Annotated in this window: 11 protein-coding genes; 7 read left to right on the top strand and 4 right to left on the bottom strand. The window is 63.0% G+C overall.

The annotated features are described in order from the left end of the window. Positions 1-1014 precede the first annotated feature (1014 nt). Complete coding sequence (locus Q8N40_RS15450) at positions 1015-1170, top strand: hypothetical protein (RefSeq protein WP_305712420.1); 156 nt, start codon at positions 1015-1017, stop codon at positions 1168-1170. A gap of 10 nt (positions 1171-1180) precedes the next feature. Here Q8N40_RS15450 and Q8N40_RS15445 read toward each other — a convergent pair whose 3' ends face one another. Then, positions 1181-2089: an MBL fold metallo-hydrolase gene (locus tag Q8N40_RS15445; protein ID WP_305712418.1), complete on the bottom strand. Its 909-nt coding sequence runs from the start codon at positions 2087-2089 to the stop codon at positions 1181-1183. A 344-nt stretch (positions 2090-2433) separates the two neighbouring features. Between Q8N40_RS15445 and Q8N40_RS15440 the strand changes: the two genes are divergently transcribed. From Q8N40_RS15440 to Q8N40_RS15415, 6 genes are all read left to right on the top strand, one after another. Next, a complete protein-coding gene (locus Q8N40_RS15440; protein ID WP_305712419.1) occupies positions 2434-3285 on the top strand; it encodes an RMD1 family protein in 852 nt (283 codons plus the stop codon). A 240-nt stretch (positions 3286-3525) separates the two neighbouring features. Further along, positions 3526-6372, top strand: a complete 2847-nt coding sequence (locus Q8N40_RS15435) for a bifunctional transaldolase/phosoglucose isomerase (RefSeq protein WP_305712417.1) — start codon at positions 3526-3528, stop codon at positions 6370-6372. Between the two features lie 11 nt (positions 6373-6383). Continuing rightward, a complete protein-coding gene (gene gnd / locus Q8N40_RS15430; protein ID WP_305712416.1) occupies positions 6384-7412 on the top strand; it encodes a phosphogluconate dehydrogenase (NAD(+)-dependent, decarboxylating) in 1029 nt (342 codons plus the stop codon). A 5-nt stretch (positions 7413-7417) separates the two neighbouring features. After that, positions 7418-8929 carry a glucose-6-phosphate dehydrogenase gene (gene zwf, locus Q8N40_RS15425; protein ID WP_305712415.1) on the top strand — a complete coding sequence of 504 codons (1512 nt, stop codon included), beginning with the start codon at positions 7418-7420 and terminating at the stop codon, positions 8927-8929. Next, on the top strand, positions 8930-9472 hold the full coding sequence (locus tag Q8N40_RS15420) for a gluconokinase (RefSeq protein WP_305712414.1): 543 nt from the start codon (positions 8930-8932) through the stop codon (positions 9470-9472). Next, the gene (locus tag Q8N40_RS15415) at positions 9469-9615 is read left to right on the top strand and encodes a hypothetical protein (RefSeq protein ID WP_305712413.1); all 147 of its coding nucleotides are present in this window, start codon (positions 9469-9471) and stop codon (positions 9613-9615) included. Before Q8N40_RS15420 ends, Q8N40_RS15415 begins: the two co-directional genes overlap by 4 nt. A gap of 26 nt (positions 9616-9641) precedes the next feature. Here the strand turns inward: Q8N40_RS15415 and Q8N40_RS15410 are convergent, their stop codons facing one another. The 3 genes from Q8N40_RS15410 to Q8N40_RS15400 all read right to left on the bottom strand — a co-directional run. Next, positions 9642-9902 (bottom strand): GlsB/YeaQ/YmgE family stress response membrane protein, encoded by a 261-nt coding sequence (locus Q8N40_RS15410; protein ID WP_305322119.1) that lies wholly within the window; start codon positions 9900-9902, stop codon positions 9642-9644. Positions 9903-9945: 43 nt separating this feature from the next. Continuing rightward, positions 9946-10407, bottom strand: coding sequence for a YidB family protein (locus Q8N40_RS15405; RefSeq protein ID WP_305712412.1), 462 nt, complete (start codon positions 10405-10407; stop codon positions 9946-9948). A 105-nt stretch (positions 10408-10512) separates the two neighbouring features. Next, positions 10513-11251: L,D-transpeptidase (locus Q8N40_RS15400; RefSeq protein WP_305712411.1), on the bottom strand; the 739-nt coding region annotated here is incomplete at its 5' end.

Raw genomic sequence — 11251 nt, 5'->3', positions numbered from 1 at the left:
CGGCATGATTTGCCCGAGGTTTGCATATCGTTCTCCCTCAAGAACGAGGGAGCAGGGAATGCCGGATGCGCGCTGCACCCGCGGTCTCGTGTGCGAAGTCGTACGAAAAAAGCTGCACACGAGCATACAGGGCAGCGGAGAACATCCGACATTCCCTGCGCAATGGCTTGACGGCTTATCACGCGCTCACCCCGGAGAATTATGGCCTTTGTCGCCTCCGTCGCCTCGCGGAAACCGGCGCTCCGGCCCGGTTGGGCCTTTGCACCTCCGCAAGACTTGACGCCTACCAGTGATGCGTCGGGTCCACACGCTTTTGCCGTACGCTTCGGCACCGCTCGTTTACGTCCTGAAGACCGCTCACGGAGTTTATCCCGCCCTGCAATCCCATCCGCGCCCGATGCCGCCGCGTCCACCGCATCCCATCCCAGCGTTCGGTAACGATGGCCAACGCCCCTTCCTCAGGAACAGGATGGGTGAGTCATACGGGTGATTTGGGTTTCTGGAAAAGCGAAATCTTGCCCGACGGGCTAATTTGTCGCAGGCGCTCGCCCCAAAGTAAAAATATCGAAAACAACCCCATGCAATGATTGTATCAGCTCGATTTGCGCTTTGAGCGATCTCGCAGAACATTTTGACACGTCGGGCAAATCACCGGCACTATTCCATCATTCCGCGTGGCCTGATTTGCGGTTGGAAGCGCGATAGGGAAAGCTTGTTCGGAGCTTGCTGGAAGCCGCGCCTGACGTTGCCCCTCTTACGAGCGGCGTGAAGATTTGCCGGCGCCGCATGACGGCATTTCAGCTCGCGTAGGGCGGGTTCACTTTAACCCGCCGATCCATCCGAGCTGGCGGATTAAGAGAATCCGCCCTACGGACGACGGACTGCCCGACTATCGTGGCTCCACGCCTCCAAATGATCTTTTCCCACCCGAAATTCCGCCCCAATCTCTGTTGGATATGGCTCCACGGGCGTAGCGTATGCAGGGGAATACAAATGGCTTCCAAGCGAACTGAAATGGCGATCGAGAAGATTATCTCGGCGTGCGATGGCAACATGCGCGGCGCCCTTGAAGCCTTGTTGCTGGTCAACGAGCATCTCGAAACCGAGCTTCATCAGCTCCATGCGCTGGCCTGCCGCGCCGGCCCTTCACGTCACCGAACGGTGCACTAGCCGCCGGCCATCAGATGCCGCGGCCCCAATAGCCGCACCAGCGGTGGATATTCCACTCGATATTCGCCTCATAGCCGGTCAGCGTGCCGTATTGCGGCAGGCGCACATCTTTTCCCGCGGGATCGAAGCATTTGCCGGCGTCGGCGGCCTTTTTTACCTCGGCCGAAAGGTCGGTCATGAAGGCGAGTTGCTTCTCCATGTCCTCCCTTGTGCCGAGCCGGCCGCCGGGGCCGGGATGGCCGGGAATCTGGCGGTCCCACTTCAGCGCCAGCGTGCGCTTCAACGAGGCTTCCCATTCGGTCGGATAGGAATCGTTGACGGCGAGCCGCGACGGCACCGCACCCAGCGAATTGAAGTCGACGGCGAAGATGATCTTCTCCTTGGGCAGGAACATCACCAGCGACGAATCCGAATGGTTGCGCCCGGTATCGACCAGTTCCAGAGTGGTGCCGCCGAGCGTGATGGTGCGCTTGCCGTTCACCGCCTCGTCGGGGATCACGACGTCGAGGCCCTTGAGCGTCGCCAGTCGCTCCTTGGCACGCTTGTGGGCAACCACCTTGGCGCCGGCATCCTTGAACGGCTTGCCGCCGGCGATGTGATCGTAATGATGGTGGCTGTAGATCAGATATTTGACCGGCGCCTTGGTGATCTTGCCGATTTCCTCGAGATAGGTCTTGGCCGCCTGCGGCCGGCCGTAGCTGATCGGATCGGTGGCGATCACCCCTGCCGGCGTGACGATGAACATCGCCTGGTGGTTCTGATAGCGGAAGATATAGACGTTGTCGGTGCCCTCGACCTTGGTGGTCGCGAACAGCGGCGGCGCGGCGGGCGCCGGTGCCGGCGTCTGGGCCAGCGCTATGCCGGAAAGCCCTGTCGTTACGGCCCCGATCAGAAGCGTGATGAGCGTCTTGTTGTGCATGATGCGTTCCTCCCCTGCCCTATTAACCCCGCAAACCCGCCGGCATTCCCCGATCACAACGGATCCGTTGCACGTGCCCGCGCCTGCCGCGACCGAGGATTGACCCGGCACGCCCGCAACGCAACGCCGCGCGCTGCGTCAAAATGGCTTGCCGTGCCACCGATGGATGTGCCTCGCTGGTGACCGCCCGCCAGGAAGTGACAGATGTTCGGCGCAAGCGGCAGACGCTGCGGTGGCTTCACTCAAGTGCCTCGTCGTGAGATTGATGTAACGCAAGCCCGTTCTTCCCGCGGCGTGCCAGTCTGCGGCTCAGGCCGAACTTTCCCGGATGGCCCGTCGTGAACATGCGGACCGCTGCACCAGATGAAATGACCGACAACCCGATCACGCCCCTGGGCGAGACCTCCCAGCAGCGTCTACCCGTTCGCGCGCTCCGCCTTGGCCGTCGGCTCAGACTGGCAAGCCTCGAAGCGGGCGACTTCCATCAATCAGAAGCAATCACGTCGTCGCCGCTGATACTGCGCCTCGGCGGCGGCGGCTTGGCCGCATTGTTGCCCTTCGGAACCGTCGTCCTCATCGGAGTTTCGCCTGTTGACGAAGAGGCTTTCCTGCAAGAACTCGGCGATCGTGTCGAAAGCCGGTTGGACGCGCCCGTCATCATCGTGTCGGAGATCCTGCTCGCAACGAATGAGGGGGTCTCGGGGGACACCATTACCGTCCGGAACCTGTCACCGCCGCGCCTTGTTGCCATTGTCGATGCGCTTGGCAAGAATGTCGCGCTCGCCTTCGAGGAAGAGGAAGTCAGGAAACTCATCGAGGTGCTCGAACCTTTCGCCACCGATCTCGCCAATTCCGGCCGGTTGCCGTGGAAGCGACGCCAGATGCTGCGCACCGTCGGACATTCCCTGCTGATCCATCATCGTCTTCTGGAGCGGGTCGAGGTGGAAGACAGACCTGAGTTGTTGCTGGACGATGACGAAATCAGACGTTTGCACGAGGGTCTGGGCGAAGCCTACCATTTCAGGAAGCGAGCCAGGGCGCTGTCGCGCAGGCTCGACGCCATCGAAGTGATGATGGCCCCACTCACCGAACTGATCGACGCGCAGCGCGGGATTAGGCTGGAAACGATGATCGTGTTCCTGATCATGTTCGAAATTTCGGTCTACCTGTACGAGCTTTTCCTGAGCCCAGGCTGAGTTCCGGGTCGCCTCGCAACCGCCATCCGGGATATCATCGGCGAGAGCGACCTCATGAAACCGGGATCGCCACCAAACCGCCATGACCCGGAGGGATCGATACGCGGTGAATGGTGTTAACGCCGGGGACGCGCATATTCCCCTCCTCAGCGTTGCCCAACGACGTGTTGACAATCCGGCCTTCCGCCAGAAAAGGTGCGGGGAACCGCGATAAATCCCGCTCGAACAGAACAAGGCATCATGAATCCCGTCAAAGCACTCGAAAGCCACGGCCAGGCCGTCTGGCTGGATTTCCTGGCCCGCGGCTTCGTCGCCAGGGGCGACCTGAAGCAGTTGATCGACACCGACGGCGTCAAGGGCGTCACCTCCAATCCGTCGATCTTCGAGAAGGCGATCGGCAGTTCGGACGAATATGACGGCGCGATCGGGAACGCCTTGAAAACGGGCGATCGTCCGGTGGCGGAGCTGTTCGAGCATCTGGCGATCGAGGACATCCAGAACGCGGCGGACGTGCTGCGCCCGGTCTATGACCAGTTGAGGGGCGAAGACGGTTTTGTCAGCCTCGAAGTCTCGCCCTATCTGGCGATGGACACCAAGGGCACGATCGGCGAGGCCGAGCGGCTGTGGAAGGACGTCGGCCGCAAGAACCTGATGGTCAAGGTGCCGGCGACGCCGGAAGGCCTGCCGGCGATCCAGTATCTGATCGGCCGGGGTATCAGCATCAACATCACGCTGTTGTTCTCGCAGAGGGTCTATGTGGAGGTCGCCGAGGCCTATCTCGCTGGCCTGGAAAGACTCGTCAAGAGCGGCGGCGATCCCTCACGTGTCGCCAGCGTCGCCTCTTTCTTCGTCAGCCGGATCGACAGCGCGGTCGACAAGGAACTCGATGAGAAGATCGCGCGCGCCAACGACCCCTCCGAGAAGGAACGCCTCGCCGCGCTGAAGGGCAAGGTCGCCATCGCCAACGCCAAGATGGCTTACCAGGATTACAAGCGGCTGTTTTCCGGCGCGCGCTGGGACAAGCTCGCGGCCAGGGGCGCCAAGCCGCAGCGGCTGCTGTGGGCCTCGACCGGCACCAAGAACAAGGATTACAGCGACGTGCTGTATGTCGAGGAGCTGATCGGCCCCAACACCATCAACACCGTGCCGCCGGCGACGCTCGACGCCTTCCGCGACCATGGCACGCCGCGCGATAGCCTCGAGCAAAACATCGAGGACGCCAAGCGCGTTCTCGCCGAACTCGAAAAATCCGGCATCTCGCTCGATGCCATCGCCGCCGAACTGGTCAGGGACGGCGTCCGGCTGTTCGCCGATGCCGCCGACAAACTCTATGGCGCGGTTGCGCACAAGCGCGCCAGCGTGCTCGGCGCAGGCATCGACCGCCAGCAGATGAAGCTGGGCAGCACTATTGCCAAGGCCGTCGAGAAGGCCACCGAGGAGTGGCGCGCATCGGGAAAGATCCGCCGGCTCTGGCAGCACGACAAATCGGTCTGGTCCGGGAGTGACGAACACAAATGGCTGGGCTGGCTCACCAGCGCCGCGGCCGCCAACATCGCCGACTACGAGGATTACGCGCAGCGCGTAAAGGGGCAAGACTTCACCGACGCCGTGGTGCTCGGCATGGGCGGATCGAGCCTCGGTCCGGAAGTACTGGCAGAAACCTTCGCGAAGCGGCCCGGCTTCCCGAAACTGCATGTGCTGGACTCGACCGATCCCGCGCAGGTCCGCACCCTGCAAGCCACCGTCAATCTTGCCAACACCGTGTTCATCGTCTCCAGCAAATCCGGCGGCACCACCGAGCCCAACGCGATGAAGGACTATTTCTTCGCGCGCGTGTCGGAAACCATCGGCGCCGACAAGGCTGGCCACCGCTTCATCGCCGTGACCGATCCCGGCTCGTCGCTGGAGAAGGTCGCGGCCAAACAAGGCTTTGCCCGCATCTTCCACGGCGATCCCACGATCGGCGGACGCTACTCCGTGCTGTCGCCGTTCGGGCTGGTGCCGGCCGCGACCGCCGGCATCGATGTCCGCACCCTGATCCAGCATACGCTCGCGATGGTCCGTTCCTGCGGTCCCGACGTGCCGCCGCACGAAAATCCCGGCGTGCAGCTTGGCCTGGCCCTGGGCCTGGCCGGGCTCGAAGGCCGCGACAAGGTCACCATCCTCTCATCCGCAAAAGTTGCCGATTTCGGCGCCTGGGCCGAGCAGCTGATCGCGGAATCCACCGGCAAGGAAGGCAAGGGCCTGATCCCGATCGACGGCGAGCCGCTCGGCGATCCCGCGCTCTACGGCCGCGACCGGTTCTTCATCGACCTCCGTACCGAAGGCGAAGACGACGCCGCGCATGACGCGAGGCTGGCCGCGCTCGAAGCCGCCGGACATCCAGTGGTCCGCATCGTCATGAAATCGATCGACCATATCGGCCAGGAATTCTTCCGGTTCGAGATGGCGACCGCGGTGGCGGGTGCGGTGCTCGGCATCAATCCGTTCAACCAGCCCGACGTCGAGGACGCCAAGATCAAGACGCGCGAGCTGACCACGGCGTTCGAGAAGACCGGCAAACTGCCTGCGGAAAAGCCCGTCATCTCCACCGCCGGGGCCGATCTCTACACCGACGACAGGAATGCCGCCGACCTGCGCAAGGCCGGCGCCAATGGCGATCTCGGCTCCTGGCTGAAGGCCCATCTCGCCCGCGCCGGCGCGGACGATTACGTGGCGTTGCTTGCCTTTATCGAACGCGATGCCGATCGTATCAACAGCCTGCAGAACATGCGGCTTGCCGTGCGCGACAAACGCCACGTCGCGACCTGCGCCGAATTCGGCCCGCGCTTCCTGCATTCCACCGGGCAGGCCTACAAGGGCGGACCCGACAGCGGCGTGTTCCTGCAGATCACCGCCGAGGACGACAAGGATCTCGCGGTGCCCGGCCAGAAGGCCAGCTTCGGCGTGATCAAGGCGGCACAGGCCCGCGGCGATTTCGACGTGCTGACCGGGCGCGGCCGCCGGGCGCTGCGCGTGCATCTCAAGGGCGATCTCGCATCGGGACTGAAGATGCTCGATGCCGCGATCGCGGAAGCCTTGAACTAGGGGTATTTCACATGCAGCTCGGCATGATCGGCCTGGGGCGGATGGGCGGCAATATCGTCCGCCGGCTGATGAAGCACGGCCACTCGGCGGTGGTCTACGACAAGGACGCCAGGGCGGTCGCGGGTCTCGCGGCCGAGGGCGCAACGGGCGGCAGTTCGCTGCAGGATTTCGTCGCGAAGCTGGCGCGGCCGCGCACCGCCTGGGTGATGCTGCCCGCGGGCGGGATCACCGAGGCGACCATCGACGAACTGACGAAGTGGATGGAGAACGGCGACGTCATCATCGACGGCGGCAACTCGTTCTGGCAGGACGACGTCCGCCGCGGCAAGGCGCTGAAGGAGCGCGGCATTCACTATGTCGACGTCGGCACCAGCGGCGGCGTCTGGGGCATCGAGCGCGGCTATTGCATGATGATCGGCGGCGACAAGGCGGTGGTCGAGCGGCTCGACCCGATCTTCGCAAGCCTGGCGCCGGGGATCGGCGATATCCCGCGCACCGGGGGACGCCAAGGCCGCGATGCCCGAATCGAGCAGGGCTATATTCACGCCGGCCCGGTCGGCGCAGGGCATTTCGTCAAGATGATCCATAACGGCATCGAATACGGCCTGATGCAGGCCTATGCCGAGGGCTTTGACATCCTGCGCAACGCCAATATCGACGCCCTGCCCGCCGAGCATCGCTTCGACCTCGATATCGCCGACATCGCCGAGGTCTGGCGGCGCGGCAGCGTGATCCCGTCATGGCTGCTCGACCTCACGGCGTCGGCGCTGGCCAGGAATCCGACGCTGGAGAGTTATTCGGGCTATGTCGATGATTCCGGCGAGGGCCGCTGGACCGTCAACGCCGCCATCGACGAGGCGGTCCCGGCAGAGGTGCTGACTGCAGCCTTGTTCGCGCGGTTTCGATCGCGCCAGGAGCACACCTTCGCCGAAAAAATTCTGTCCGCGATGCGCGACGGTTTCGGAGGCCACAAGGAACCGCAGCAGCATCCGGCGCCGGTGCAGCAGAACGCGCCTGATCTCGTCAAGCCAAAGGCTTGACACCAATGACCGTCAATCACGCGAAGCAGAAAAAGCCCGATCCCTGCGCGTTCGTTATTTTCGGGGTCACGGGCGATCTCGCGCACCGGCTGGTCGTGCCGGCGCTCTATAACCTCGCGGCCAATGACCTCCTGCCGGATCATTTCTGCATCGTCGGCATCGCCCGCAAGGCGATGTCGAGCGAGGAACTGAACGCCAGCCTGATGAAAGGCCTGCACCAGTTTGCGACCCGAAAGGTGGACGACGCCATTGCGAGACGGCTGTTGGCCTGCGTCACCTGCATCGAAGCCGATCCGGCAGATCCGGCCTCGTTCGACGCCATGCGTGAACGGCTCGACGAGATCGAGGCCATCAGGAAAACCGGCGGCAATCGGCTGTTCTACCTTGCCACGCCTCCCAGCGGCTTCCTGCCGATCAGCAGGGAGCTCGGCCGCACCGGCATGCTGACGGAAAATGGTTCCTGGCGCCGGCTGGTGGTCGAAAAGCCGTTCGGGACCGACCTCGCCTCCGCGCAGGCCCTGAACCGCGAATTGCTTGATCTCGTCGGCGAACATCAGATCTACCGGATCGATCATTACCTCGGCAAGGAGACGGTGCAGAACATCCTGGTGCTGCGCTTCGCCAACGGCATGTTCGAGCCGATCTGGAATCGCAATCACATCGACCATATCCAGATCACGGTCGACGAACGACTGGGCGTCGGCCATCGCGGCAGCTTCTACGACGCCACCGGGGCGTTGCGCGACATGGTCCCGAACCATCTGTTTCAGCTGCTGTCGCTGGTGGCGATGGAGCCGCCGACCAAATTCGACGCGCACTCGGTACGGTCGGAAAAGGCCAATGTGCTGGCGGCGATCCAGACCCAGACCGCAGCGGAGGCGCTGCAGAATTCGGTGCGCGGGCAATACCGGGCCGGCAAGGTCGGCGACACCGAAATCGACGACTACCGCAAGACCCGTGACGTCAGGCCCGGCAGCACCACGGAGACCTACACCGCGCTGAAGCTGACCATCGACAACTGGCGCTGGGCGGGCGTACCGTTCTACCTGCGCACCGGCAAGGCGCTCGGCATCAAGCGCACCGAGATTGCGATCAAGTTCAAGCAGGCGCCGTTCGCGATGTTTCGCGACACGCCGGTAGACCGGCTGTCGCAGAATTTCCTGATCATCTCGACCGAGCCCACCGAGGGCATCACGCTGCAGTTCAATACCAAGGTGCCGGGACCGGCGATCGACATCGACGGCGTCGAGATGAAGTTCCTCTACAAGGACTATTTCAAGGTGGAGCCCTCTACCGGCTATGAAACCCTGATCTACGACTGCATGATCGGCGACAATATCCTGTTTCAGCGCGCCGACAGCGTCGAGGCCGGCTGGCGGGCGGTGCAGCCGTTTCTGGACGCCTGGAGGAACGCCGGCGGCAAGGGGCTGAAGGTCTATGAACCCGGCAGCGAAGGTCCCGAAGAGGCCAATGACCTGATGGAGCGCGACGGCCGCAGCTGGCGAAAGCTCGGATAGATGGCCGGAGCCGCCACAACGCCATGCGCGCTGATCGTGATGGGCGTATCCGGCTCCGGCAAGAGCACCATTGGCGAAAGGCTGGCCGAGCGGCTGGGCTGGCGTTTCGAGGATGGCGACAGGTTTCATCCCGCTAGCAATGTCGCCAAGATGAGCGCCGGCCATGCCCTGACCGATGAGGATCGCTGGCCCTGGCTGCAGGCGATTGCCGACGAGATCGACCGGGTTTGCGCGGCCGGCGAACGCGCGGTGATCGCCTGCTCCGCGCTGAAGCGCGCCTATCGCGAGGTTCTCGTGCATGGCCGTGACGATGTCAGGATCGTCTACCTCGACGGCACGCAGGACCTGATCGCCGCCCGGCTGGCCGCGCGAAAGTGGCATTTCATGCCGCCGGCACTGCTGGTCAGCCAGTTCAAAACGCTGGAGAAACCGGCGCCAAATGAAAATCCTGTCACCGTATCGATCGACGCCACGGTTGAAACCATCGTCGATGATATCGTGCGCCAGCTCGGGCTTGGCCCCGGCAGCCGGACCCGCCCATGAGCCGCATTGCCCGCGTTGTCTCCGAAGTCGACGGCACGCTGTTGACCCATCAGAAGGTACTGACTGCCGCAACGAGGCACGCGGTGCGGCGGCTCGGCGAGGAAGCTAGCTGGGCAGGAATTCCCGGCGGCGACGCTCGATGAGATACCAGGAACGTCGCCGCCTCGAACTAGATGGTGCGACGACGGCCGGCCACCATCCCGTACACGACCAGGACGACGATTGCGCCGACCACCGCGCCGATCAGGCCAGCGCCTTCACCGGCACCATACCATCCCATCGCCTGCCCGAGGAATGTCGCCACGAAGGCCCCGACGATCCCGAGAATGGTGGTGAGAATGAACCCAGATGGCTCGTTATCGCCGGGCATGATGAACTTGGCGATCACGCCGGCGACGAAACCAATGATGATGGTCCACAAGATACCCATGTCGATACTTCCTTCTTGATACAGTTGATGACAGTGCTTCGGATCAGGCGTTGGGCAGTCGGCCGCCCGGCGTGTATTTGTCGATCGCGGTCGGCAATTCGCGGGAGAGCCTTGCCAGCAGCTCTTCCTGCGAAAGGCCGGTTTGCTGCTCCAGCGCCGCCAATACATCGGCTCCGATCGCTTTTTTCAGTTGAGGCGGTGTGACTTCCTTGTTGGGCCCGTCATGGACCCAGGATTCGGCGGTCTCGCCTTCGCCGTTCTGCTTGAACTTTTCCAGCAATTCGCCGATGCCGCCGCTCAGCAGGCCGCCGGCGCCTGCGCCGCCCAGCATTCCGCCAAGATTGCCCAGCAGGCCTCCCAGTGGAGAATCCGGGGCCCCGCCACCGGGGTTCGCTTTGTTGGTGCCGGCCCCCTTGAGCATCTCCGCCAGTTTGTCCCGGTTCTGGTACCCGGCGATAGCAAGCAGTCCCAGCAGCGCAGTCATTGAGGGCAATCCGCGGCTCATTTTCGTCTCCATGCGATTGTCGTCGGCAACGCCTATGGTTCCATTCGGTTCCAAAACCAAAATATCGAAAACAACCCCATGTACAGTAGCGGGGGTGTTGATGAATCAGCGTTTTTTCGCGCCGGCCGGATGGTCGATGAACGCTACCGGAATTCCTTTTTTGACACTGGCGCCCAGCAGGGCGGCGTCCCAGTTGGTCAACCGGACGCAGCCGTGGGATTCGGCTTTGCTGATCTTGGAAGGATGGGGCGTGCCGTGAATGCCATATCCTTCCGCCGACAGCCCGATCCAGTGCGATCCCGCCGGGTTGTTCGGCCCCGGCCTGATCGTGAATGCCTTGGTGGATTTCACGCCCTTGAACTTGTAGTCGGGATTGTAGCGGTAGTTCGGATTGGCATCGGCCGACACGACCTTGAGGCTGCCGGTCGGGGTCGGCTTCTCTTCGCTTCCGACCGTCGCCGGAAAGAACGCCACAAGCGCGCCTGCGGCATCGAATGCCTTCACCGTTTGACCCGTCTTGTCGACTTCGATGCGGCCGACCGTCAGCCTGACCGGCCTGTTCAGCACATTGGCCACGAAAATGACTTCGCCTGCCTTGTCGAACTTCTTGCCGGGGTTGAGCGCGGCGAGCAGGCCCTCGCTCATATGAAACTTCTCGGCGAGAGCCTCGCGGGCGCTGGTGTAGCCCAGCGCCTTGAGGTCTTTCATGTCGTCCATTTTGGCCGGCAGCTTTTCGAGGAACGGCCCCTTCACATCCTTGTCCAAGATCTTGTACTCGACGATCGGGACGTCTTCGCTCGCTCCGGCAAGCGCCTGCCAGATCTCCGGGCTAGGCAGTTTGTCG

This window comes from Bradyrhizobium sp., assembly GCF_030693485.1.
Classification (GTDB): Bacteria; Pseudomonadota; Alphaproteobacteria; order Rhizobiales; family Xanthobacteraceae; genus Bradyrhizobium.
The sequence above is the reverse complement of the archived record's forward strand: the minus strand, read 5'-3'. Positions and strand labels throughout refer to the sequence as shown.